The following is a 24457-nucleotide window of genomic DNA, read 5'->3' on the forward strand; positions in this document are numbered from 1 at the left end:
GCGATGATCGTCTTCAAACTGCCGGACCTCGGCGAAGGGCTGCAAGAGGCGGAGATCGTGGAATGGCACGTCAAGGTTGGCGATGCCATCCAGGCAGATCAGCCGCTAGTGTCCGTCGAGACCGCCAAGGCAATCGTGGAGATTCCGTCGCCGCAATCAGGCCGCATTGCCAAACTGTTCGGCCAGCCTGGCGATATCGTGCACCTTGGCGCAGCGTTGGTGGCCTTTGAAGGCGCTGGCGGGGATGACGCCGATGCCGGCACCGTGGTCGGCCAGATGCCGGCAGGGCAGCACGTGGTGCACGAAGCGCCCGCCGTGGTGGGGCGAGGCGCTGCAGGCGCCGGCGGGAACGGCATCAAGGCGATGCCCGCCGTCCGGGCACTGGCGCGCAAGCTGGATGTGGACTTGTCGATGGTCACGCCATCGGGGCCAGACGGCGTGATCACCGCCGCAGATGTTGAGCGCGCCGCCAAGACCTTTGCCGACCTCGGCCCACCCGAAGTGCTACGTGGCGTACGCCGTGCGATGGCCCAGAACATGGCCCGCGCGCAGAACGAAGTCGCCGCCGCCACCGTCATCGACGACGCGGACATTCACGCCTGGGCGCCAGGCACCGACGTCACCATCCGCCTGATCCGCGCGCTGGTGGCTGGCTGCCGCGCAGTGCCCGGCTTGAACGCCTGGTTTGATGGCAATGCCGGGCGACGCCACGTGCTGGAAAAGATCGACGTAGGTATCGCCGTGGATCTGCCGGACGGGTTGTTTGTGCCCGTACTGCGCAACGTCGCGCATCGGGATGCCGCCGACCTGCGTGCCGGGCTTGATCGCATGCGTGCCGACATCAAGGCGCGCAAGATTCCGCCGGAAGAGTTGCGCGGCAACACGATCACGCTATCGAACTTCGGCATGATCGCGGGCAAGTACGCCGCGCCGATTGTCGTGCCGCCCACGGTGGCGATTCTGGGCGCAGGGCGCATCCACGAGCAGGTGGTTGCGGCCGGTGGCGCCCCGGCCGTCCACCGCGTCCTGCCGCTGAGCCTCACGTTCGACCACCGGGTCGTGACCGGTGGTGAAGCGGCAAGATTCCTTGCCGCGGTGATTGCCGATCTGGAAGCGGCCGCGTAGTCAGCTCAGCAATGGCGATGTGCTGCACGCGGGCGCAAACGCTTCGTGCCACGCGGCGGCAAGCTGCAACAAGGCAAAGTCAGCGCGCGGCGGCGCAATGACCTGCAGACCCAGCGGGAGGCCATTGGCTGTGAAGCCCGACGGCAAGCTCGCCGCCGGCACACCTGCAAGCGTTGGGCCGATGACGACTTCCATCCAACGGTGATACGTATCCATGGCACGGCCCGCAACGGTCTTGGGCCAATGCTCTTCCGCCGAGAACGGTGCGATCTGGCTGCTCGGCAGGACCAGGAAATCGTACTTGGCAAACTGCGCCAGCAACGCTTGATACCAACTTGCGCGCGTGGCTGCAGCGCGGTTGATGTCGACAACCCCGCGGCGATGACCTTGCTCGACTTCCCAGATGGCTTCGGGCTTGAGCAACGCGCGCGTGGTCGCATTGGCGTACAGCTGACCCAGATTGCCGGTCACGATCATTGAACGCAGCGTGCACCAGCACTCCCACAGCGCATCCATGGGGAAGAACGGTTGCACCGCTTCCACGTGGCAGCCCAGGTTGCGGAAGGTGCCCAGCGCGCGCTCATTGACCGCCAGTACCTCCGGCTCAACCGCCAGATAGCCGCCAAGATCACCCAACCAGCCAATGCGCGCCTGCCGGAAATCGCGGTGCAGCGGGTGCATGAGGCCTGCTGGATCGTCCTGCAATGCAAGCGGCGTACGCGGGTCGTAGCCTGCTTGCGTGGCGAGCAGCCAGGCAAGGTCCTGCGGGTTGCGCGCCATCGGGCCTTCGGTGCCGAGTTGCTGGAAGAACACGTCACCGGTCGGGCCATACGGCACGCGGCCGAGGCTGGGGCGCAGGCCGTAGATGTTGTTCCACGCAGCCGGATTGCGCAGCGAGCCCATCATGTCGCTGCCATCCGCCACCGGCAGCATCTGCAGCGCAACTGCTACCGCAGTACCGCCGCTGCTGCCACCCGCCGAGTGCGCCGGGTCCCACGCGTTGCGCGTAATACCGTAGACCTGGTTGTAGGTGTGCGAGCCCAGGCCGAACTCGGGCGTGTTGGTCTTGCCGATGAACACCGTGCCTTGCCGGCGTATGCGCTCCGCCATGATGCTGTCGCGCGCGGGCACATTACGCGCCAACGCACGGCTGCCCATCGTCGTCACCATGCCGGCAACCGCCGTCAGATCCTTGGGCGCTTGCGGAAAGCCATGCATCCAGCCGCCAGACAAGCCTTGCGACAGCAGCACATCGCGCTCGCGCGCCTGGTCAATCGCCCACGCCGCATCCACACGTGCCACCACGGCGTTGACCTTCGGATTGAGGCGGTCGATCTGCGCCAGGAAGGCTTCCATGACCTCCACGCAGGAAACATCCCGCGCGTGGATGCGCCTGGACAGTTCGATCGCGCTCCATTGCACGATCTCGCGGTTGGCCGTCGGGGGCGTTGCTGTGAGGGGCAGGGCGGCGTTTTGCATGGCTCTCATCTGCGATTGGCGTTCAGGCAGTCAGGTAAGTTTGCGCCAGTCGCACCCAGCACGCTGCGCCCAGCGGCAGCACCTGGTCGTTGAAGTCGTAACCGGGGTTATGGACCATGCAGCCGCCGAATTCGCCCTCGCCGTTGCCGAGAATCAGGTAGCAGCCGGGCACCTCATTGAGCATCCACGCGAAGTCTTCGCTGCCGTTGAGTCCCTTGGGGGCTTGCATGACGACGTTGTCCGCGCCGACCAGTTCGGTGCAGACCTGTTGCGCGAGCTGGGTCTCGGCCAGGGTGTTGACCATGGGTGGGGTCAATTGACGATAGTCGATCTGTGCCTCCACGCCATGCGCCTGCGCGGTCAGGCTGACGATCTCGCGAATGCGCATCTCCACCATGGCGCGCGTTTCCGGCCGAGCCGCGCGTACGTTGATGCCGATGGTGACCGACTCAGGAATCACGTTGTGCGTCATACCGCCACGAATGAACCCGACCGACACCACCGCGGTGTCATCCGGCGCCACATTGCGTGCCACCACGGTTTGCAGTGCAGTCACGATCGCCGCAGACGCCACGATCGGATCGCTCGCACGATGCGGCATCGCACCGTGGCCGCCCACGCCCTTGATGATCACATCCGCCACGTCGGAAGACAGGCTGACCGGCCCCGGCAATACGCGGAAGCTGCCCGCCGCCACACCCGGCATGTTGTGCAGGGCGAACACCGCATCGCACGGGAAGCGCTTGAACAACCCATCTTCGATCATGGCGCGCGCGCCGCAGAGGTTTTCCTCGTCCGGCTGGAAGATCAGGTTGAGCGTGCCGTCAAAGTTGCGGCTGTCGGCCAGCGCCTTGGCGGCTGCCAGCAGGATGGCGGTGTGCCCGTCGTGGCCGCACGCGTGCATCTTGCCGTGGTTGCGGCTGGCATAAGGCAGGCCGGTTGCTTCGATGATCGGCAGTGCATCCATGTCAGCGCGAATGCCGAGCCGACGCGTGCCATTGCCGAGCTTCAACTGGCCCACCACGCCGCTTTTGCCAATGCCGGTGTGTACCTCGTAGCCCCAGCTTTTCAGCAGGTCGGCCACCAGCGTGCTCGTGGCGCCCACCTCGAAGCCAAGTTCGGGTTGGGCGTGGATCTGGCGACGGATGTTGACGAAGGTTTCTGCGTCGATGTGAACAGGGGGCAGCAAATGCGGCAGCAACTGGAAGGGCGTGAGCGTAGGCGCTTTGGTCATGTCGGGGCTCCTGGCTGGAATGAGATGGTTAGTGGGACTCGCGTACTTCGCGCAGGCTCAGCACGGTCAGCAGCGTGATGGCGCTGCACGCCATCATGTAGAAGGCAGGGGAGAGCGGATTGCCGGTGCGGGCCAGCAGCCACGTCACGACAAACTGGCACGAGCCGCCAAACACCGTGACCCCAATCGCGTAGATCACCGACAAGCCGCTGGCGCGCACCTTGATGGGCAGCAGCTCCATCATCATGAGCAGCAGGGGCGTGGTGCCCAGGTACAGCGTGCCGGTCAGCAACGCCGACAGCGCCAGCACCAGCGGCACGCTTGGGTAATGCGTCATCAGCCAGAAGGCCGGATAGAGCAGCACCACGGTGACGAGCGTTGCACCCACCACCAGCGGCTTGCGGCGCGGCAGCCGATCGGCCAGCCAACCGGAAAGCAGCGAGGCACCAAAGCTGGTCAGCCCCGTCACGCAACCCGCCAGCAGTGACAGCGACGCCGGCAGATGCAGCTCGCGGATCATGTAGGTCGGCATGAAGTAGATCACCAGATACGTGCCTACCGTCCCGCCGATGATGGTGAGAACGCCCTTGGCCACTAGGCCGCCGTGTTCGCGGAACAGCATGCCGAGCGGGCTCGGCGCATGCGCTTCGGCGGTATGGGTTTCGTCCAGGTGCGAGCGGATGTAGAGACCCACCGGCGCGATCAACAGGCCCAGGAAGAACGGCACGCGCCAGCCCCAGCTCTGCAGCGCTTCCGGCGACAGGCTGCCGTACAGAATGGCCGCAGTCAGCGCGCCACACAGGGCGGCGATGCCCTGGCTGCCCAACTGCCAGCTCACGCGAAAACCACGTCCCTTGATACCGCCGGATTCCATCAGCATGGCGGTCGATGCACCAATCTCGCCGCCCAGCGAAAAGCCCTGCAGCAGACGCCCCGCCAGAATCACCAGCGGACCGAACAAGCCTGCGGTCGCGTACGTCGGCGCGACTGCCAGACAGAGCGTGCCGATCACCATCAGGCCGATGGTCAGCGTCATGGCGGCCTTGCGGCCGTGGCGGTCGGCATAGTTGCCGATCACGAAGCCGCCCAGCGGCCGCATCACAAAGCCGATACCGAAGGTCGCCACCGCCAGCAGCAATGAGCCATAGGCGCTATCCAACGGGAAGAACAGCTTGCCGATCATCAGCGCAAAGAAGCTGTAGACGGTGAAGTCATACATCTCCAGCGCATTGCCGATCGAGCACGCGGCAATCAAGCGCGCCTGGCTGGTTGGCTTGCGTGCAGCAATGGCCGAGGCGGGCAGGGCCGGCTGCAGGGTGGCGTCGTTCATGGGGGTCTCCATCCACGATGTTGGGGAAGGGCTTCTGCGAGTCCTTGGCAACGAAGTATTCCGGGAACGCGCGGGCAGAAAAAATCGCAAATATTCATCCCGATAACCAAATAGAATCACCGTCATAACCGGCAGTCATCCGCTATCCGGGAAAGCCCGCGAACGCATGACGCAGCAGGCACAAAAAGTTGCACAAGACGAGGAAGGAGAAGCACGGTGAAGCTGCACCAGTTGCGCATCCTGCTGGCGGTGGCCCAGCACGGCAGCATTCACGAGGCGTCGCGTGGGCTGCATATCTCGCAGCCGGCGTTATCCAAGGCGATCGCCGAACTGGAACGGGAGCTTGGCGTCACGCTGCTGTCGCGCTCGGTGCGCGGCGTGAGTCTGACGGCGTATGGGGTGGCGCTGGTCAAGCGGGCCAGCGTGGTCGAACAGGAGCTTCGCCACGCGCTGGAAGACATTGAATCCATCCGCGGCCATGCGGAGGCCGAACTCAACATCGGCTTTACCGCCGTGGCCTCCAGCGGGCCGCTGCCGGATGCCATGGCGGCATTCCGCATGCGCTTTCCCAATGTCGCGTTGCGCGGTTTCGAGCAGCGCTCGCAGCAGATTCTGGAAGGGCTGCGCGAAGGCCGGCTCGATCTGGGGCTGATTTCCACCAACAGCGGGCCCGGCACGGGCAGCTTTCAGTGGGAGCGGTTGTTCTCTGTGTCGATGCGCCTAGCTGTGCGGCCCGGACATCCACTGCGACGCACGCGCAAGCTGCGGTCGCTATTGGATGCCGACTGGCTGGTGCTGGACCCGCTGGACGATCCCGGCAGCCCGATGGCAAGCCTGATGCGGCTGCACCGGCTGGAGATGCCGCGCCGTATCGTGCAAAGCGGGTCCAACCTGCTCGGGCTGCAGCTGGCCACCAAGACGGACCTGGTGAGCATGTGGTCGAACTTTGTCTTCGCCAACTCGCTGGGGCCGCTGCGCACGATTCCGGGCGCGCTGGAGATCCTGCCGATGGAAGACGAGCTGCCGGATTTCACCGTCTACATGGTCTATCGGTCGGCAGATCTGATGACGCATGCCTGCGCTGAGTTCAGCAAGGAGATTCAGCACTTTGCACAGAGTTACCGCCACCGCTGAACGTTGCCCCGAGCGTCAGGCCTCGACTTCCGTACGCATGGCCCCCGGCGGTCGCCCGACCACCCGCTTGAATGCGCGGCTGAACGCGGCGAGCGAGCCGTAGCCGAGCCGGTACGCAACGGTTTCGATCGCTTCACGGTCACGCGTGATCCATTGCGCGGCGAGCCGCATGCGCAGCTCGGTCAGGTAGCGCACGGGCGTCATGCCGGTTGCCGCAAGAAAGCGCTCGGCAAACACCGAGCGCGACACGCCGGCTTCTGCCGCCAGCTCCGCAACGCTCCAGTTGCGACCCGGATCGCGATGCAGCGCGACGATCGCGCGACCGAGCTTTGGCTCGCGCAGCGCTTGCACCCAGCCTGTCGCGTCACCACAGCCGCACTCGACCCAGCCGCGCACGATGAACGCGGCCACCACATCTGCGAGCCGCGCGAGGATGCCCGCGAAACCCGCGCGCTCGGAACAGGATTCACGCTCCATCGCGTCAAGCATTGGGCGGATTTCGGGGTAGCGCGCGAGCAGGGTGCCGACGTGCATGAACTCAGGCATGGTGCCGACGAGCGGCTGCATGCCGCCCAGATCCAGTTCCATGCATGCGCTGAAGATGAGCGCGTCGCCAGCGCTCTGCTCTGTCCCAGAGCACGGCTGCGGCGCACCAACCGACGCGACGGTGTCACAGATCTTCGCGGCCTCGAAGCCGCCGATTTCCCGGCATGGCGCATCCAGATCAGACATCAACGCATGCAGACTGCCGTGCGGCAGGAGGACCGCGTCGCCAGCCTCAAGCCGCATCGTCGCGCCGGTCGCATCGCGCAACAGCACCGGCCCGCGCCCGACGAAATGGAACTGTGCGCGCCCCGGTGCCTGGCCAAAGCTCAACCCGAATGGCCGTGCAACCTGGATGCGGCGGTACTGGACACCGCTCAGGCGCATTCCAAGCAGCAGTTCACTGACGAGGTCGTGCGCGTCGGGCAGGGGAGTGGGCATCTCGAATCCGGACGATAGATCAACAAGATCGGATTGTATGTCATAGACCGTCCGTTCATCGGGACCTACCATGCGGTCTCATTGGTACTTTCCCTGATTTTTCCTGAGACGGAACAACGCATGAACCCCGGAACTTCAACAGCCGCCTCAATCGCGGCGCCCCGTGAGCCCGCCTGGGGCGCAGTCTTCGCGATGGCACTTGGTGTGTTCGGCCTTGTCACGGCCGAATTCCTGCCCGCGAGCCTGCTCACACCGATGGCGGAAAGCCTCGGCGTGACCGAAGGCGTGGCCGGGCAGGCCGTCACGGCCACCGCAACGGTCGCGCTCGTCACGAGCCTGCTGACCGCCGCCGCCACGCGCAAGATCGACCGCCGGCGCGTGCTGCTCGCGTTCTCGGTGCTGCTTGTGGCGTCGAATCTGGCAGTGGCGTTTGCCACCAACCTGACGACGATCCTGATCGGCCGCGTGGTGCTCGGCATCGCGCTCGGCGGGTTCTGGACGATGGCGACGGCCACCGCCATGCGGCTCGTGCCGGCCACGATGGTGCCGCGCGCGCTGTCGATCATCTTCAGTGGGGTGGCCGTCGCAACGATCGCCGCCGCGCCGCTGGGCAGCTATTTCGGTCACCTGATCGGATGGCGTAACGTGTTCCTGGCTGCAGCGGCACTCGGCGTGGTCGCCTTTGTGTCGCAGGTTGCAACGTTGCCGTCGATGGCGCCGAGCGGTACGACACGGCTGCGCACACTGATCGACGTGCTGCGCCGGCCAACCGTCGGCCTTGGGATGTTCGCAACGATCCTCGTGTTCACCGGGCATTTCGCGTTCTTCACGTACCTGCGGCCGTTCCTTGAGCAAGTCGCGGGCGTTGGCGTGAACGGGCTGTCGGCGATTTTGCTCGGCTACGGTGTTGCCAACTTCGTTGGCACGTCGCTCGCGGGCCGTGTGCTGGAGCACCGGCTGCGGCCCATGTTGATCGGCATGCCCGCGCTGATGGTCGTGCTCGGCATCGCACTCGTGGCGCTGGGTCGTGCGCCCATGATCGACGCCGTGCTCATCGCGCTGTGGGGCATGGCGTTCGGCGGCGTGCCGGTGGCGTGGTCAACGTGGGTCACGCGTACCGTGCCCGACGAAGCCGAGAGCGCTGGTGGCTTGATCGTTGCGGCTGTGCAGCTCGCCATTGCGACTGGCGCAGCAGCAGGCGGCGTCGTGTTCGACGCGAACGGCGCAGCCGGTGTGTTCATTGGGGCTGCCGTCGTGTTGGCCGTTGCGGTGGCGACGATCGTGACGGGCGTGCCGAAGCGCGTGGAGACGGTGGCTGCGCTGATTGAGTGATATGTGTGCGGTCGTGCTGGCCTCACATCAATTGTCCAGGCGGTTGCGCCATACAGGCTGTGTATGGTGCGATCTGGATTGATACGCTGCGAGCATTAGCTAGACCGCCGCTGCATTTTTCACAGCAGCGCTTCTGAGAGAATGGTTGATGATCAACGCTCATAAAGCTCATGCGATACCTATGCCATCCAACAGCATCCTAGCGCCGCTTTACAGGAGCGCTGATCTGCTGGATGCATATGCGGTTCAGTTGCCGGCGGGGGCCAGTGACGATCTGGAAGTGTTGGCGCGCGCGGGATTCGAGCGGCAGGCGTGGTGGATTCGTGCGCTGACGCGGGTGCGGGACATGATTATGGCGACAGTCGGCGTCAAATCGTCTCGTGCGGTCGGTATTGCTGCGGCGGCGCGGGGGCCGGTGATCGGTTTCTTTCCACTGCTGTCGAAGAGTGCGGAGGAACTGGTGATGGGCGAGAACGATCGGCATCTCGACTTCCGGCTTGCAATCCAGCTGCGCGCGGGTGCGGCAGGCGGCAGGGAGCTCGTCGTGGTGACCGTGGTGCATTGCCATAACTTGCTGGGGCGGACGTACCTCGCGGCAATCACGCCGTTCCACCGTGTAATCGCGCGGGCTAGTCTGGACCAGGCGGCAAGCCGTGCTGTCTGAACTGGTCTGCTCCAACACCAATTCTCTAGGACATACGATGGCTTGGAGATCCCCAGCTTCTCCGCGGCACGCCAGACCATCATGCCGTCCTCGACGACCGCCTGGATGACCTTGCAGCGGTCCAGCTCCCGCATGCTCATGGTGATCGTGTCGGGTCATCCCATGATCGCGCTCCAGGCTGGCTTGCAAGGCCGCCAGCTTGGCACGCTCAGGAACGGGGTACGACATTTGAATTCATCCCATGTACGACATTAGAAAAAATCCCCAACACCATTTTTTCTCATAATTATGATTATGTTAAATTGATGGCGAAGCAATTGACCGGGTGTGAGTTGACTATCCGACGGAAGCAACTCTAATCACCCTTCGCCAAAGCTCAGTCTCAGTAAAGTGATTGCACTGCGTGCTGCGCTGCCACCCACTCCTCGTTGGTCGGCTCCACCGCTATACGAATGCGGCTAGTCGCTCTGGAGATGATCGCGGCATGCGCTTGGTTGGCTACGTCGTCCAAGTCGGCGCCCAAATAGCTGAGCGCGTGCACGACGCGCTCGCGCAGCGCGGCGTTGTGCTCACCAATGCCGGCCGTGAAGACCAGCAAGTCCAAACCACCGAGCACGGCCACCAAAGCGCCGATCTCGCGGACGATACGGCGCACGTAGAGCGCCAACGCCGCCTGCACGCGTGGGTTGTCAGCTTCATGCGGCAACAGGTCACGCGGGTCGGACGACAGCCCTGACACGCCGAGCAGCCCCGATTCGTGATACAGCACGTGCCCGACCTGTGCCGGGGAAAGATGCTCCGTTTCCATCAGGTAAAGCACCGCCCCGGGGTCCAGCGCTCCGCAGCGAGTGCCCATCATCAGGCCATCGAGCGCGGAGAAGCCCATGGTGGTGGCCACGCTGGTCAGCCCCTGCATGGCGCACAGGCTGGCACCGCTGCCAAGGTGCGCAACGATGGTCCGGCCACGTGCAGCTTCGCCATGCCGCTCGGCAAGCGCGATCGACATGTACTCATACGACAGCCCGTGAAAGCCGTAACGCCGCAGCCCACGTTCCCATGCTGCGTAAGGCAACGGCAACATCATCTCGACCTGTGGCAGCGTGTGGTGGAACGCCGTGTCGAAGCACGCCACCTGCGGCACATCGGGCAGCGCGGACAGCAGCGCCTCGATAGCTTCCAGGGCGAATGGCTGGTGCAGCGGTGCAAGCGGGATGTAACTGCGCAGATCAGCCAGCACACCGGCATCCACACGTACCGGCGCGAAGTACTTTGACCCGCCGTGCACCACCCGGTGGGCCACGGCAGTAAGCCGACGGCCGTCCAGCATCTGCTCGACACGCTGGCGAATGTGCAGCAGCGCGGCGTGATACGGCTGCGCGGCGTCAAGCTCCACCGCCTGCGTTGGCAACCCGGTTTCCGTCGCCACGGGGTGATCGGTGCCGATCCCCTCCACTTTGCCGTTCCACACGGGTGTACGCGGCAGCGGGCGCAGTGTTGCATCGAACAGCGCAAACTTGATGCTCGATGACCCGCAGTTCAGTACGACGATGCAATCGTTCATGGCGGCAAGATGCGGTAACGGTGTGCCAGCAGCGTGGCGATGGCGCACGACGCGATGCGCGATTCGCGTGAATCGGCTCGGCTGGTCAGTACGATGGGCACGCGTGCGCCGAGCACAATGCCGGCGCTGGCTGCCCCGCCCAGGTATTCCAACTGCTTGGCGAGCATGTTGCCGCTCTCCAGATCCGGCACCACCAGCACATCGGCCTGCCCTGCTACCTCCGAGACGATACCCTTGATGCGCGCGGCAGCCGCCGAGACTGCATTGTCGAAGGCCAGTGGCCCGTCCAGCACTCCGCCCTCGATCTGGCCGCGGTCGGCCATCTTGCACAGCGCCGCTGCGTCAAGCGTGGCGGGCATCTGCGGATTCACCGTCTCAACGGCCGCGAGGATTGCCACACGCGGCCGCTCCACGCCAATCGCATGGGCCAAGTCGATGGCGTTGCGGATGATGTCCGCCTTCTGATCCAAGGTCGGTGCAATGTTGATGGCGGCGTCCGTCACGATAAACGGGCGCGGATACGCAGGCGACTGCATCACAAAGCAATGGCTGATCCGGCGCTTGGTGCGCAGCCCCGCATCGGCACGCACCACAGCGGCCATGAGCTCATCGGTATGCAGACTGCCTTTCATGAGCGCCTCTACCCTGCCCTGCGTCACAAGCTCTACGGCACGGGCTGCGGCGGCGTTGCTGTGCGGCACGTCTTCGATCTCGACGCCATTCAGGTTAAGCCCCGCTTCTGCTGCAACGCGCATCAGCTTGGCGCGCGGCGCAACCAGGCACGGCACGATCAGGCCTTCAGCACGTGCGTCCAGCGCGGCCGACAGACTCAGCGCATCGCACGGGTGTACCACTGCCGTGCGGATCGCCCCCAGGGGCCGCACGTGGTCGAGCAGCCGGTGGATGCCATCGCCGCCGACTGTGATGCGCACGTCGGGCAGCGTGGTGCGCGGCCGCTCGATCCGCTCGGTGGGCGCGATGACCTCGGCCTCCCCCGAGATGGCGACCGTGCCGGTGTCGTTCGTGCAGGTACACGCCAGCTTGAGCCGCTTCTTGTCGTCTTCCTTGCTGGTCACCGTGACGCGAATGGTCAACGTATCGCCAATGCGTACCGGCGCGTGAAATTGCAGTGTCTGCCCAAGGTAGATCGTGCCCGGCCCCGGCAGGCGCGTGCCGAGCACGGCAGAAATCAACGCACCGCCCAGCATGCCGTGAGCAATCACGCCATGAAAACGCGTGGACGCCGCAAACTCTGCATCCAGATGCTGCGGGTTGACGTCGCCCGACAGCACGGCAAAGAGTTGAATATCCTCGGCTGTGAGCGTGCGCTGGATGGCTGCGCTTTCACCAACGACGATCTCGTCGAAGGTGCGGTTGCGCACCACGCTCAAGTCGCCGCCGGGTAGCGGTGCGGGTTGTGCAGACAGGTGGTCGGTCTTCATGGGCGTTCCTTAGGAGGCTACCCTGGCTAGTTCGCCGTTACCCTTCCTGCGCGGTGGCACAGGGCTCTGTGGTGCGGCTTCCTGGCGGACAAACAGGTTGGTCGGTGCGCCAAACGTGCTCAGCATGTCCTGCAGCATCGTATGCGCCGGCATGGCATTGCGCGCCGCGCTCAACGCCTGTACCGAGGCTTGCTGCCATTCCAACACGGCACGCTGGTATTCGGTAGCAAAACTGGACTGGTTGGCGATGGCCGTCTGCACCACGCCCTGCAGCATCGTCACTCCACGTTGGTTGGCTTGCCAGAAAGCACTGGGCAGCAGCGCCCCGAACGCCTGCCAGTTCTCCGCGCCCTGCAGATCGGCCAACGCGGATTCCGTGCGCGCAACGTCATCGGCCAACAACTGGGCACCGAGTTCAAACCAGCGTTGCCGCGCCGCCTTGAACAAGCCCAGCGTTTGCAGCCCGAGCGCAACCTGCGCCTTATAGAGTGCGAAGGGAAGATCGGTCGGTGTTTCCATGTCGGCTCCTTAGGTCATCTGGCTGATGGTTTGACGAAAACGTGTCAATGACGCGACAAACAGCACGGCACCGATCCCGCAGATGGCCAGACATTGCGGCCACACCACAGACAGCCCCGCGCCCCGGTAAAGAATCGCTTGCGACGCCGATACAAAATGCGTGGTCGGCGCGGCCAGCATGATGTCTTGCACCAGCACGGGCATGCTCTCGCGCGGGGTGGTGCCGCCCGAGAGCAGTTGCAGCGGCAGCAGCACCAGAACCAGCAGCATGCCGAATTGCGGCATGGAACGTGCCACGGTCGCTAGAAAGATGCCCATGGAGGTGGTGGCAAACAGATGCAGCGCGGCCACCAGCATGAACAGCGAGATCGAGCCCTCGATCGGCACGTGGAGCGCACCTTGCACCACGCACAGCAGCGCCACCAGTGCGGCCAGCACCACCACCAGCCCCATCGACCACACCTTGGCCGTCATGATCTCGAACGGCGTGACGGGCATCACCAGCAGATGTTCGATGGTGCCGTGTTCGCGTTCACGGATGAGCGCGGCACCGGTCAGGATGATCGACAGCATCGTCACGTTGTTGATGATTTCCATCAATGAGCCGAACCAGGTCTGCTCAAGGTTGGGGTTGAAACGCATGCGCAGCACCAGGTCGACCGGCGCAGACGGCGCGGCGCGGTGGCGCTGCAGAAACTCGTTCACCTCGCCCGAGACGATCTGCTGAATGTAGCCGTTACCGGTGAAGGCCTGGCTCATACGGGTAGCGTCGATGTTGAGCTGGATGGTCGGCGCACGCCCGGCCAGCACGTCGCGCTGGAAGTTGGGCGGAATGTCGAGCACGAACGTATAGCGCCCGCTGTCCATGCCCGCATCCATCTCGGTCAGCGGGATCAGCGCGGGCGTGCGGAAATGTGGCGGATAGAAGCTCGAAACGATACGCGCCGACAACGGCGAGCTGTCTTCATCCACGATGGCAATCGACGCGTTGTGCAGGCTCTCCGGCATGGCAGTGGCTGCCACGTAGATCGACAGCGTGAAGGTGTAGGCGATCAGCACCAGCATCATCGGGTCACGCGCCAGGCTCCACAGCTCCTTAATGCCCAGGCGGAAGATATTGCTGAGGCGGGCAGACCGACGATCGGACAGGCGGCTTGGCATGACCGGCTCCTAGTGGTCCTGCTTGCGCAGCATCAGTAGCGTCGCGCCCAGGATGACCGGCACCGCAGCCAGCAACGGCCAGAACGCGCTGCCAAGTGCCCCCGCGTCCAGTGCCTTGCTGAACACGCCCCGGCTGATGGTCAGAAAGTGGGTGGCCGGATACACGTGCCCGATCAAGGCCCCCACCCCTTCCAGCGACGACACGGGATTGAGCAGCCCCGCAAACTGCACGCACGGAATGATGGTGCCGATCATGGTCACGAACATGGCCGCAATCTGGCTTTGCGTGAACGTTGATGCAAACAGCCCGAAGCCCGTCGAGCACGTCACGAAAATCAGCGCCCCCAGCGCGAGCGTCGCAAAGCTGCCCTTGATCGGCACACCGAACACCGTGACGGCCAGCACCGCCAGCAGCAGGAAGTTCAGCATGGCCAACACAATGTACGGCGCCTGCTTGCCCAGTACGAATTCCGCCCGCGTAACCGGCGTGACGTAGAAATTGATGATGGAGCCCAGTTCCTTTTCGCGCACCACCGACAGCGCCGCCAGCATGGCGGGAATCATCATCAGCAGCATCGGGATCACGGCGGGCACCATGGCGGGCAGGCTTCTCACATCGGGGTTGTAGCGATAGCGCGTCTCGATGGTGCTGGGCACAGAAAGCCGCAGCCCCAGCCGGTGCACTGCGGCGTCCGCCAGCCAGAGCTGGTGGATGGCCTGCACGTAGCCGCGTACGGTTTCCGCGCGGGTGGGCATGGCGCCGTCTACCCAGGCGCCGACCTGCACCGCCGCCCCGCGCTCCACATCACGCGCAAAGCCGGGCGGAATCTCTATCGCCAGCGACAGCTCGCCGCTGCGCATGCGGCGGTCTAACTCAGCGTAGTCGCGAATCGGTGGTTTTTCGATGAAATAGCGCGAACCGGCCAGGTTGAGCGTGTAGTCGCGCGAGAGCGCGGTCTGGTCTCGGTCGAGCACGGCGTAGGTGAGGTTCTCCACATCCAGGCTGATGCCGTATCCGATGATGAACATCAGGATGGCGGTGCCGAGCAAGGCCAGCGTGGCGCGCACCGGGTCGCGGCGCAGCTCCAGTGCCTCACGCTGCGAATAGCTCAACGCGCGCGCAAAGCTGAAGTGGCGGCGGGCGGGCAGCTTGGCGGGCGTTTTGGCGGATGTTGCGTGCGCAGGCGTTGGCGCGGCAACCACATCAGCGCCGGCAACCGCCTCAGATGCCGCTTTGGAGGCTTCCTGCAGATAGGCGATGAATGCCTGCTCCAGCGTCTGCGTGCCGCGTGCGCGCACCAGCGCGGCGGGTGCGTCGCTCACCAGCACGCGACCGGCATGCATGAGCGAGATGCGGTCGCAGCGCTCGGCCTCGTTCATGAAGTGCGTGGAGATGAAGATGGTCACGCGGTCCTGCCGTGCTAGGTCGACCATCAGGCGCCAGAACATGTCGCGCGCGACCGGGTCGACGCCGGAGGTCGGTTCATCCAAGATCAGCAGCTCTGGCTTGTGCACCATCGCCACAGCCAGCGACAGGCGCTGCCGCATGCCCAGCGGCAGGCTTTCGGGCAAGCTGTCGGCCACGTCCTGCAGCCCGAAGCGGGTGAGCATCTCCGCCGCGCGGGGCTGCACCTCGGGTTCAGGCACCTGGAACAGGCGCGCGTGCAGCACGAGGTTCTGGCGTACGGTCAACTCGCCGTACAACGAGAACGCCTGCGACATGTAGCCCACACGCCGGCGCGTGTCGATATCTTTCGGATCGACCGGATGGCCGAACAGCCACGCTTGGCCCTCGCTGGCGGGCAGCAGGCCGGTGAGCATCTTCATGGTGGTCGACTTGCCGCAGCCGTTGGAGCCGAGAAAGCCGAAGATTTCTCCACGCCGGATACGGAAGTCGACGTGGTCGACCGCCACAAAATCGCCAAAGCGCATGGTCAGCCCGTTCGCCTGCACGGCCACCTCGTCTTCTGCACCGGCTACCAGCGGCGGCACGACCACGGCCTGGTGGCCCTGGCGCCGTGCCGGCGGCAGTAGCGCGATGAAGGCGGCCTCCAGAGATTCGGTGCCCGTGCGGCTGCGCAGGCTGGCCGGCGTGCCGGTGGCCAGTGCCTGCCCAGCATCCATGGCGACTAGCCAGTCAAAGCGCTCGGCCTCTTCCATGTAGGCGGTAGCCACCACCACGCTCATGCCCGGGCGCTCGGCCCGAATGCCGGCGATCAAATCCCAGAACTGGCTGCGCGAGAGCGGGTCGACGCCCGTGGTCGGTTCGTCGAGGATCAGCAGATCGGGGTCGTGGATCAATGCGCAGCACAGCGCCAGCTTCTGCTTCATGCCGCCCGACAGCTTGCCCGCCGGGCGTGAAAGGAATGGCCGCAGGCCGGTGCTGGCCGTCAGCGCGTCAATGCGGCGACGGCGCTCGGCCGCGTCATGACCGAACAGGCGACCGAAGAACTGCAGGTTCTCCTCGATCGACAGCGTGGGGTACAGGTTGCGCCCCAACCCTTGCGGCATGTAGGCGATGCGCGGGCCGACCGCGGCGCGCGCACGCCGATCCGACATGTCGCTGCCCAACACATGCACAGCGCCGTCCTGCAAGGCGCGGGCCCCGGCCACCAATGACAACAGGCTCGACTTGCCCACGCCGTCAGGGCCGATCAGCCCCACCATGCACCCGGCGGGCAGGTCGAGTGTGACGTCATCCAGCGCCAGCGTCTTGCGGTAGCGCAGGGTCACGCCAGCAAGGCTGACCACCGGCGGCACGAGCCGCGCATCCTGCATCGTGAGCAGGTCGGCAAACTGGGTCACTGCGGAACCTTGATCGCCAGATTGGCCGGCCAATCAGCCTGCGCGTCGAGCTTGAGCCACGCCATGCCGGGCAGACCGGTCTTCACCAGCTTCAGGTGCTTGCGCAGCAGATCACGGTCAATCTGTGCCTTGATACGGAACATCAGCTTCTGGCGCTCGCTGGCGGTTTCCACCGTCTTGGGCGTGAACTGCGCGGTGCTGGCGACAAAGGACACGCGTGCCGGAATCACGTACTGCGGCGCGGCGTCGAGCACGATGCGCACCTCGCTGCCCATGGCAATTCGGCCTGCGTCCGTCTCCGGCACGAAGAAGGTCATGTAGACGTCTGACAGATCGACCAGATTGAGCAGTCGCCCGCCGCCGGCCAGCACCTCACCAGGCTGGGCAATGCGGTATTGCACACGGGCGTCCCGCGGGGCGGTCAGGGCGCTGTCGTCAATGTCGGCCTTGATGCGCAGTACCGTCGCGTCCGCCGCCTTGACGGTGGCATTGGCACCGGCCACCTGTGTGCGGGCCGAGGCCACCGCCGCCTGCGCCGCCTCGGCCTGCGCACGGGCCGCCACCAGCGCGGCCTTGGCGCTGCGTACGCGGGCACGGTCGTCGTCCAGCTCTTGCATCGACGAGGCGCCTTCGTGCGACAGCGTTTCAGAACGCGTCAGCCGGCGTTGCGCGGCATCCAGATCGCTTTCGCGCAGCGCGATCTGCGCCAGCGCCGCCTGCCGGTCTGCCTCCCGCACCGCCACCTGGGCCTGTGCGCTCGCCACGGCCGAGATGGACTGCTGCTGCCGCGCCTGGGCTTCATCGCGTTGCGCCTCCAGGGTCTGCACCTGCATGTGTGCGAGCGGCTGGCCGGCGTTCACGAAATCGCCCTCTTCCACGAGGATGTCCTGTACGCGGCCGGGGAGCTTGGTGGCCACGTCGATCTCGGTGGCCTCGATACGGCCATTGCCGCTTGCAAAGCCCTTGCCGGGGCCGTCTTGTCGCAATGTCTTCCACGCAAACGCGCCACCGGCTGCCACCAGTGCGGCGGCGAGCAGTGCAATCCATCGCTGTCGGGGGGATATCGTCATCATGGTGTGGCTCCGCCCAATGCGCGCGGGGGTGGCGCCAGGCTCAGATGGGGTTTCGGATCAGACGTGGTTCCGGCAGCCAGCATGCCGCCACCCAGCGCCGCATATAAACCAACGCGGCTGGACAGAAGCGCGCGGCGTACCTGCACCTGTTGCTGTTGCGCGGCCAGCAGATCCCGCTGCGCGTCGAGCACCTCCAGATACGTCGATGACCCGGCATCGAAGCGCAGTTGCGACAGCCGTGCGCGCTCGGTCTGCGCGGCCAACGCGGCCTGCGCGATCTCAAGCTGTTCGGCCAGCCACTTGCGGGCGGAGAGTGCGTCGGACACATCGCGGAAAGCGCTTTGCACGGTCTTCTCGTAACCAGTCACCGCCAGATCGCGGCGGGCTTCGGCCAGGTCAAGGTTGCTGCGCAGCTTGCCGCCCTCAAACAGCGGGAGCGTGATGCTCGGCGCAAAGACCCAGGCGCGTGTGCCGGGTGCGAACAGGTTGCCCAACTCGGGGCTGATCGTGCCGTAAGCGCCAGTCAGCGCTACGCGTGGGAAGAACGCCGCGCGTGCCGCACCAATGCTGGCGTGCGCAGCACGCAGCCGGTGCTCGGCGGCAGCAATGTCGGGGCGCTGCGTCAGCAGATCGGAGGGCAGTCCGGCACGCAGTTCGGCCAGCACGCGGCGTTCATCGAGCGGCTCTGCCACCGGTGGCAGGTCGATGGGCTTGCCCACGAGCAGCACCAGACCGTGCGCCTGCGCGTCACGCGCTTGCAGCAATTGCGTAAGCAGTGCCTGCGCCTGGGTCAGCAGGGTCTCGACCTGCGTTTGGTTCAGCCGTGAAGTTGCCCCCACGGCCACACGGCGCGAGAAGATGCGCAGTGTCTCAGTGCGGCTGTCCACGGTCTGCTGCGCCAGCGCGATGCGCTCGTCCAGTTCTCGCAGCGTCAGGTAGCTGTCGGCGACTTGCGCGATCAGCCCCAGCGCCACCGCGCGACGTGCCGCGTCGGAGGCCACGTAGCTTTCCAGCGCTGCCGCATTGAGGTTGCGTACACGTCCCCAGAAATCGATCTCCCAACTGGAGACGCCCGCCCCCACTTGGTACTGGCTCACGCGCAGGGGCATGCCCAACGGGTCAATATCGGCGGGAATGCCCAGCCGGTTGAGACCCGCCCCCGCATTGAGGTGCGGAAACGACTCCGCCCGTTGGATGCCAAACGCGGCGCGCGCCTCTTCCACGCGCAGCACGGCGGTACGCAGGTCGCGGTTGTTCTCCAGTGCCTGGGCGATCAACGATTGCAGGCGCGCATCCGTAAAGTACGCTTGCCAGCCTGTGGCCGCAGCGGACAAACCGTCGCGGCCATCGTCGGCGTCGTAGCGCTGAGCCACAGGTAGCGAGGGTGCCTCGTAAGGCGGCGCCATCGAGATGCAACCGGACAGCGCCAGTACAACGAAGGCGGCAATGGCGGTTGCACGCGGGCCCGCGCCCCGGCCTCCTGCCGGGAAATGTTTCTGCGCACGCATTTACTTCTCCAGCACGTAGGTGCCGGGCGCGCCGTCCAGCGGCGGCAAATCTGCGGCACCCATCTTCGGTGGCTTGACCGGCGTTGGGTCTGACGCATGCGCGACGAGCCATGCCTGCCATGCAGGCCACCAAGATCCGCCAGTGGCGGGGGCCGAAGCCAACCAATCATCCGGCCCTACCGATACGTTGCCAACATGGCGGGTCTGCATCTGGAACTGCCGATGCGAGTTCACCGGTGGGCTGACAATGCCGGCGTTATGCCCACCGCTGGTGAGCACGAACGTCAACGCCGCCTCGGTCAGGTGATGCAGCTTGTAGACCGAGCGCCAGGGGGCCACGTGGTCGGTCAGCGTCCCCACCACGAAGATGGGCGCGCTGATGTCGTTCAAGACCACCGGCTTGCCATTGACGGGGTAGCGGCCCTCGCTCAGGTCATCGTTCAGGAACAGGCGTCGCAGATACTGACTGTGCATGCGCGCAGGCATGCGTGTGGCATCGGCGTTCCAGGCCATCAGGTCGTTCATGGGGGCGCGGTCGCCCATCAGGTATTCCCCCACCACGCGTGACCACAACAAGTCATATGAGCGCAGCATCTGGAAGGCGCCGGCCATCTGGCTTGCGCGCAGGTAGCCGGTCTGCGCCATCTGCGCCTCAAGCAGGCTGACCTGCGCCTCGTCGATGAACAGGCCCAGTTCGCCCGGCTCGCAGAAATCAGTCTGCGCGGCAAAGAGCGTCATGGATGCCAGTCGTGCGTCACCATCACGCGCCATGGCCGCTGCGGCAATGGTCAGCAACGTACCGCCGAGGCAATAGCCCGTGGCGTGCACACGCCGGCCTGGCACGATGGCATTGACAGCATCCAGCGCGGCAAAGACGCCAAGCTTGAGATAGGCGTCCATGTCCAGGTCACGGTCGGCCTCGTCCGGGTTTTTCCAGGAGATACAGAACACGGTATGGCCCTGTTCGACCAGATAGCGGATCAGCGAGTTCTGCGGCGACAGATCGAGGATGTAGTACTTCATGATCCACGCCGGCACGATCAGGATGGGCTCGGCCTGGACCTTGGGCGTGGCGGGCGCGTACTGGATCAACTCGATCAGGCGGTTGCGCAGCACAACCTTGCCGGGGGTTACCGCCACGTCGCGGCCCACCACGAAGTGTTCGGTGCCGGCGGCTGGTGCGCCACTCATCAAACGCTCGATGTCGTCCACCGCATTGAGCGCGCCCCGCATCAGATTGCTGCCGCGCTGCTCTGCAGTCTGACGTAACACCACGGGGTTCGTCGCCAATTGATTGCCTGGCGACATCATGTCGAGCCATTGGCGTGCGGCAAAGGCAACCACGTCCTCATGATGCTTGGCGACACCCCATACGCCGTGCGTGGCCGCTTCCCACCATTGCTCGGTCAGCAGAAAGGATTGGTGCAGCACGTTGAATGGCCACAAGCGCCACGCTTCGGCCGAGAAGCGACGGTCCTGCGCCGGCGGCTGAACGCAAAGACACGGCTGCTGCGGGCCGGCTGCCATGCAATTCTGGAGGTAGCTGCCAAGCTGTTCAGCCTGGGTCAGTGCCAGGCGCCACAGATCCAGCCGCTTGCCGGGGGAGACCGCCAGATGCAGGGCCCAATCGAGCAAGGCCAACTGGATCGAGACAAACGACAGCGAATTCGACCCACGCGCAAGGGCGGCGTGAAATGGCGGATCGATCTGCTCGGCGGCCGAGGAGGATGGCACGGGGGCGGTGTGCATGGTCGGGGGCGTCAAACGATTGCGGATTTGCAACCCATTAGATGCCAGCTGCAGCAGCGCGAACTTGATGCACCTCAAATCGAGACAAGAGTGCTGACTCTAAAAGTCTTCACTCCTGCAAGACATCACAACGGCCGTGGCGGTGGCGCACCACGATAAAGCGCGAAGTCGTGCCGCTTGTCTTGCGTGGTGACGCGAATCGTGTCGCTGTCATCAAGAAAGAACGTCGCCGGAACGGTGCGATTCATGGTGAAACCGACATCCGCGGTCAGTTCAGAGAGTTGCGACTCCAATTCGACACTAAGCCAATCGCCGATCTGCCTGCACACCCTCTCCCGCCTGAGGTGGCCGAAGGCGCAATAGGCGCGCGCAGCGGCGGCGGGAACGTGGACGGCCAAGGCGCACAGTATCGCGTTGCCATGCGCGCTCAGCCAAGGCCATTTCGCCTCGAGGTTGTAGCCGCCGCATTCCGAGCGCGTCGCACGAATCAATGCGCTCCAAGGCAAGGTTGCCGCCACGGTTGCTTCAAGCTCCCAAAGCGTGGCCGCAACCACTTCGTCCGGCTGTTTTTCCAACATGGTTTCCCCCGTTTGGGGCGTATTCCCGCCCCTTCTTTGCCTGGTTCGAGGTTACGGCGGTCAACCTTCCGCACGGCTGACGGCGATCAAAGGTGCGCGTTCGAAACCGCACTGAGTGGCGCCCCTCCCACAGAAAACACTTGGTGACTTAATCAAGTCCATAACGCCTCACGTACCACGTTTTCATCACATGCGTGACCAAGGCATAGACCACGACAGTTGCCGCCAGACATGGCCAGTAGGCAACCGGCAGCGGCACGAAGCCGAACAGCGTGCCCAATGGCGTCAGCGGCATGGCAACCCCAACGCAGGCGATGGCGACGCTGGTCGCGATCAACGCCGTGCTCGCCCGGCTTTCAATGAAGGGCACCTTGGCGGTGCGGATGATATGGATGATGAGTGTCTGCGTCAGTAGCGATTCGACAAACCACCCCGACTGGAAGAGCTGCGGATTGCCCCATGCGTGGAAGACACCCAGCATCAATGCATACGTGACAAAGTCGAACAGCGAGCTGACGGGCCCGATATACAGCATGAACTTCAGGATGTGACCGATTTCCCAGCGGCGTGGCTTGACGAGGTAATCCTCATCCACGTTGTCAGTCGGGATGGCGGTCTGCGAGAAGTCGTACAGCAGGTTGTTGAGAAGCACCTGAACCGGCGCCATCGGCAGAAACGGCAGAAACAGACTCGCACCCAGCACGCTGAACACGTTGCCAAAGTTGGAGCTGGCGCCCATCTTGATGTACTTGACGATGTTGCCGAAAACCTTGCGCCCCTCCGTCACGCCCTCCCCCAATACCGCCAGGCTCTTTTCCAGCAGGATGATGTCGGCAGATTCCTTGGCAATATCGACGGCGCTGTCCACGGAGATGCCGACGTCTGCCGCCTTGAGCGCGGGCCCATCGTTGATACCATCGCCCATGAATCCGACGGTGTGCCCTTTGCGATGCAATGCTTCGACAATCGCCGCCTTCTGTGCGGGGGACACCTTGGCGAATACCGACGCGCGCTCGGCAACCTCGGCCAACTGATCGGGGGACATGGCGGACAACTCCGTGCCCAGCACAACTGGATCGACATCCAGACCGACCTCTCGACAGATCTTGCGCGCGACGATTGCGTTGTCTCCGGTCAGAATCTTGACGGTCACCCCACCAGCTTTCAGGGCAGCGATAGCATCCGCAGCTGTCTCGCGCGGCGGATCAAGGAATGCGATGTAGCCGAGCAACGTCAGGTCTGATTCGTCCGCTACGGCGTATTGGGCCTGCTGTGCAGGCAACTCTTTGTAGGCCACCGCCACCGCGCGAAAGCCATCAGCGTTCAGGTTGTCGGCCAGGCGCTTGGTGTGCTCAAGATGGCTTGCCTCGAGCGGCCCGCTTTCGTCGCCGCTGACATAACGCGTGCTGATGGAAAGTACTTCCTCCACCGCCCCCTTGCAGATCAGCACGTGACTGCCGTCATCCCTCGAAAGCACCACCGACATGCGCCGACGCTCGAAGTCAAACGGTAGCTCATCAATCTTGCGAAAGCGCGCGTGCACGTCCAACCGCTGCTCCAACTCCACGTGCTTGAGCACCGCCACGTCCAGCAAGTTCTTCAGGCCCGACTGGTAGAAGCTGTTCAGAAACGCATACTCCAAAACCAGATCGGATTCTTCACCACGCAAATCCAGGTGGTGCTTGAGGATGATGCGATCCTGCGTGAGCGTGCCGGTTTTGTCAGTACACAAGACATCCATCGCGCCAAAATTCTGGATGGCATTGAGCCGCTTGACGATGACCTTCTTCCGCGACATGGCGATCGCGCCCTTGGCCAGATTCACGGTCACGATCATCGGCAGCATCTCGGGGGTCAAGCCCACCGCAACAGCCACGGCAAACAGCATTGCCTCGAACCAGTTCCCCTTGGTCAGCCCGTTGATGAGGAAGACGATTGGCGCCATCACCAAGATCAACGTCAACATGAGCCAGGTGAAGCGTGTGATGCCCCGATCGAAGCTGGTTTGCACGCGTTGCGCGGCAATCAGGTCTGCCACATGGCCGAAGGAAGTCCGTTGGCCGGTCGCCAGCACCACCCCCGTACCGAACCCGCTGACGACCGCACTCCCCATGAAGCACAGGTTGGGCAGGTCGAAATCTGCATCAACGGCGCCGTCATATGGCTCGGCAACCCTTTCTTGCGGCATGGCCTCGCCGGTCAACGCTGACTGGTTGACGAACAAATCCTTGGCGCTGAGCAGCCGCATGTCGGCCGGCACCATATCGCCGGCGGCAAGTTGCACGATGTCGCCCGGTACCAATTGCTCGATCGGTATTTCTTCGGGCAGCTCGGCACCATCAGTGCCCACACGGCGCACTGCGGCAGTGGTGTGAACCATTTTCCGCAGCGCCTCTGCGGCCCGGTTTGAGCGATGTTCCTGCAAGAACCCGAGCGTCACACTCAGTACCACCATGACTGCAATCAGCACTGCAGCACGGACGTCCCCAAGCGCGGCGGAGATGCCAGCCAGCAAGATCAGCAGCACGTTGAGCGGATTGATCGAACGACCCGCCAGCTCTTCGAGTATCGATGCGTGATGCCCATTGGCCACGCGGTTCGGGCCGTACTCTCGAAGGCGTTGGGCGGCTTCCTGCTGTGTCAGCCCCTGCAATCGCGTCCCCAGACCGTCCAGCACATCCGGCGGCGGCATCGCCGCCCATGCGGCTGGGGACGAGCCCGTCGAATGCGGCTGCTTTGCCTTCAGACCTGCGCTCCAGGATGGCTGGCCGCGCATCGG

General features: G+C 64.4%; 18 protein-coding genes. 4 read left to right on the forward strand and 14 right to left on the reverse strand.

The genetic code is table 11. The features are described 5' to 3' along the window. Positions 1 to 3: 3 nt before the first annotated feature. Positions 4 to 1125 (forward strand): dihydrolipoamide acetyltransferase family protein, encoded by a 1122-nt coding sequence (locus PI87_RS00370; RefSeq protein WP_039595709.1) that lies wholly within the window; start codon positions 4 to 6, stop codon positions 1123 to 1125. Here the strand turns inward: PI87_RS00370 and PI87_RS00375 are convergent, their stop codons facing one another. Genes PI87_RS00375 through PI87_RS00385 form a run of 3 tightly spaced genes read right to left on the reverse strand, consistent with a single transcriptional unit; the run spans position 1126 to position 5168 of the window. Next, positions 1126 to 2604, reverse strand: a complete 1479-nt coding sequence (locus tag PI87_RS00375; protein WP_442965449.1) for an amidase — start codon at positions 2602 to 2604, stop codon at positions 1126 to 1128. 22 nt (positions 2605 to 2626) lie between these two features. Next, positions 2627 to 3838 carry a M20 aminoacylase family protein gene (locus PI87_RS00380; RefSeq protein WP_039595711.1) on the reverse strand — a complete coding sequence of 404 codons (1212 nt, stop codon included), beginning with the start codon at positions 3836 to 3838 and terminating at the stop codon, positions 2627 to 2629. Between the two features lie 28 nt (positions 3839 to 3866). After that, complete coding sequence (locus PI87_RS00385; protein ID WP_039595712.1) at positions 3867 to 5168, reverse strand: MFS transporter; 1302 nt, start codon at positions 5166 to 5168, stop codon at positions 3867 to 3869. 216 nt (positions 5169 to 5384) lie between these two features. Here PI87_RS00385 and PI87_RS00390 point away from each other — a divergent pair, with 216 nt between their 5' ends. Next, positions 5385 to 6302: a LysR family transcriptional regulator gene (locus tag PI87_RS00390; protein WP_039595713.1), complete on the forward strand. Its 918-nt coding sequence runs from the start codon at positions 5385 to 5387 to the stop codon at positions 6300 to 6302. A 15-nt stretch (positions 6303 to 6317) separates the two neighbouring features. On the opposite strand, the gene PI87_RS00395 is transcribed toward PI87_RS00390, so the two are convergent. Beyond that, a complete protein-coding gene (locus tag PI87_RS00395; RefSeq protein WP_039595714.1) occupies positions 6318 to 7286 on the reverse strand; it encodes an AraC family transcriptional regulator in 969 nt (322 codons plus the stop codon). 120 nt (positions 7287 to 7406) lie between these two features. On the opposite strand from PI87_RS00395, the gene PI87_RS00400 reads away from it, so the two are divergent. Together PI87_RS00400 and PI87_RS00405 are read left to right on the forward strand one after the other, a co-directional pair. Continuing rightward, a complete protein-coding gene (locus PI87_RS00400) occupies positions 7407 to 8618 on the forward strand; it encodes an MFS transporter (RefSeq protein WP_039595715.1) in 1212 nt (403 codons plus the stop codon). Positions 8619 to 8799: 181 nt separating this feature from the next. Continuing rightward, entirely contained in the window at positions 8800 to 9282 is a 483-nt protein-coding gene (locus tag PI87_RS00405; RefSeq protein WP_232313915.1) for a DUF2867 domain-containing protein, read from the forward strand. Positions 9283 to 9664: 382 nt separating this feature from the next. Here PI87_RS00405 and PI87_RS00410 read toward each other — a convergent pair whose 3' ends face one another. From PI87_RS00410 to mgtA, 10 genes are all read right to left on the reverse strand, one after another. Next, positions 9665 to 10843 (reverse strand): acetate/propionate family kinase, encoded by a 1179-nt coding sequence (locus PI87_RS00410; RefSeq protein WP_039595717.1) that lies wholly within the window; start codon positions 10841 to 10843, stop codon positions 9665 to 9667. After that, positions 10840 to 12285 (reverse strand): bifunctional enoyl-CoA hydratase/phosphate acetyltransferase, encoded by a 1446-nt coding sequence (locus PI87_RS00415; protein ID WP_039595718.1) that lies wholly within the window; start codon positions 12283 to 12285, stop codon positions 10840 to 10842. The genes PI87_RS00410 and PI87_RS00415 overlap by 4 nt, the downstream gene beginning before the upstream one ends. Positions 12286 to 12294: 9 nt before the next feature. Beyond that, positions 12295 to 12804 (reverse strand): hypothetical protein, encoded by a 510-nt coding sequence (locus PI87_RS00420; protein WP_039595719.1) that lies wholly within the window; start codon positions 12802 to 12804, stop codon positions 12295 to 12297. A gap of 9 nt (positions 12805 to 12813) precedes the next feature. Further along, positions 12814 to 13965: an ABC transporter permease gene (locus tag PI87_RS00425; protein ID WP_052321351.1), complete on the reverse strand. Its 1152-nt coding sequence runs from the start codon at positions 13963 to 13965 to the stop codon at positions 12814 to 12816. 9 nt (positions 13966 to 13974) lie between these two features. Continuing rightward, positions 13975 to 16743 carry a ribosome-associated ATPase/putative transporter RbbA gene (gene rbbA / locus PI87_RS00430; RefSeq protein ID WP_052321387.1) on the reverse strand — a complete coding sequence of 923 codons (2769 nt, stop codon included), beginning with the start codon at positions 16741 to 16743 and terminating at the stop codon, positions 13975 to 13977. Positions 16744 to 16766: 23 nt separating this feature from the next. Further along, positions 16767 to 17840 (reverse strand): HlyD family secretion protein, encoded by a 1074-nt coding sequence (locus tag PI87_RS00435; RefSeq protein ID WP_039596404.1) that lies wholly within the window; start codon positions 17838 to 17840, stop codon positions 16767 to 16769. Then, positions 17840 to 19351: an efflux transporter outer membrane subunit gene (locus tag PI87_RS00440; RefSeq protein ID WP_052321352.1), complete on the reverse strand. Its 1512-nt coding sequence runs from the start codon at positions 19349 to 19351 to the stop codon at positions 17840 to 17842. The genes PI87_RS00435 and PI87_RS00440 overlap by 1 nt, the downstream gene beginning before the upstream one ends. After that, the gene (locus tag PI87_RS00445) at positions 19352 to 21100 is read right to left on the reverse strand and encodes a PHA/PHB synthase family protein (RefSeq protein ID WP_039596406.1); all 1749 of its coding nucleotides are present in this window, start codon (positions 21098 to 21100) and stop codon (positions 19352 to 19354) included. A gap of 125 nt (positions 21101 to 21225) precedes the next feature. Further along, positions 21226 to 21678, reverse strand: a complete 453-nt coding sequence (locus PI87_RS00450) for a hypothetical protein (protein WP_039595720.1) — start codon at positions 21676 to 21678, stop codon at positions 21226 to 21228. A 148-nt stretch (positions 21679 to 21826) separates the two neighbouring features. Continuing rightward, positions 21827 to 24454, reverse strand: coding sequence for a magnesium-translocating P-type ATPase (mgtA, locus tag PI87_RS00455; protein ID WP_039595721.1), 2628 nt, complete (start codon positions 24452 to 24454; stop codon positions 21827 to 21829). Positions 24455 to 24457 lie beyond the last annotated feature (3 nt).

The sequence above is a fragment of the Ralstonia sp. A12 genome, assembly GCF_000801955.1.
GTDB lineage: Bacteria > Pseudomonadota > Gammaproteobacteria > Burkholderiales > Burkholderiaceae > Ralstonia.

Bases quoted from the DNA above. Each gene is read 5' to 3' on its own strand.
- PI87_RS00440 (WP_052321352.1), bottom strand. From the start codon at position 19,351: ATGCGTGCGCAGAAACATTTCCCGGCAGGAGGCCGGGGCGCGGGCCCG.
- PI87_RS00435 (WP_039596404.1), bottom strand. From the start codon at position 17,840: ATGACGATATCCCCCCGACAGCGATGGATTGCACTGCTCGCCGCCGCA.
- PI87_RS00420 (WP_039595719.1), bottom strand. From the start codon at position 12,804: ATGGAAACACCGACCGATCTTCCCTTCGCACTCTATAAGGCGCAGGTT.
- PI87_RS00450 (WP_039595720.1), bottom strand. From the start codon at position 21,678: ATGTTGGAAAAACAGCCGGACGAAGTGGTTGCGGCCACGCTTTGGGAG.
- PI87_RS00410 (WP_039595717.1), bottom strand. From the start codon at position 10,843: ATGAACGATTGCATCGTCGTACTGAACTGCGGGTCATCGAGCATCAAG.
- PI87_RS00375 (WP_442965449.1), bottom strand. From the start codon at position 2,604: ATGCAAAACGCCGCCCTGCCCCTCACAGCAACGCCCCCGACGGCCAAC.
- PI87_RS00415 (WP_039595718.1), bottom strand. From the start codon at position 12,285: ATGAAGACCGACCACCTGTCTGCACAACCCGCACCGCTACCCGGCGGC.
- rbbA (WP_052321387.1), bottom strand. From the start codon at position 16,743: ATGCAGGATGCGCGGCTCGTGCCGCCGGTGGTCAGCCTTGCTGGCGTG.
- PI87_RS00380 (WP_039595711.1), bottom strand. From the start codon at position 3,838: ATGACCAAAGCGCCTACGCTCACGCCCTTCCAGTTGCTGCCGCATTTG.
- PI87_RS00370 (WP_039595709.1), top strand. From the start codon at position 4: ATGATCGTCTTCAAACTGCCGGACCTCGGCGAAGGGCTGCAAGAGGCG.
- PI87_RS00395 (WP_039595714.1), bottom strand. From the start codon at position 7,286: ATGCCCACTCCCCTGCCCGACGCGCACGACCTCGTCAGTGAACTGCTG.
- PI87_RS00400 (WP_039595715.1), top strand. From the start codon at position 7,407: ATGAACCCCGGAACTTCAACAGCCGCCTCAATCGCGGCGCCCCGTGAG.
- PI87_RS00405 (WP_232313915.1), top strand. From the start codon at position 8,800: ATGCCATCCAACAGCATCCTAGCGCCGCTTTACAGGAGCGCTGATCTG.
- PI87_RS00425 (WP_052321351.1), bottom strand. From the start codon at position 13,965: ATGCCAAGCCGCCTGTCCGATCGTCGGTCTGCCCGCCTCAGCAATATC.
- PI87_RS00385 (WP_039595712.1), bottom strand. From the start codon at position 5,168: ATGAACGACGCCACCCTGCAGCCGGCCCTGCCCGCCTCGGCCATTGCT.
- mgtA (WP_039595721.1), bottom strand. From the start codon at position 24,454: ATGCGCGGCCAGCCATCCTGGAGCGCAGGTCTGAAGGCAAAGCAGCCG.
- PI87_RS00445 (WP_039596406.1), bottom strand. From the start codon at position 21,100: ATGCACACCGCCCCCGTGCCATCCTCCTCGGCCGCCGAGCAGATCGAT.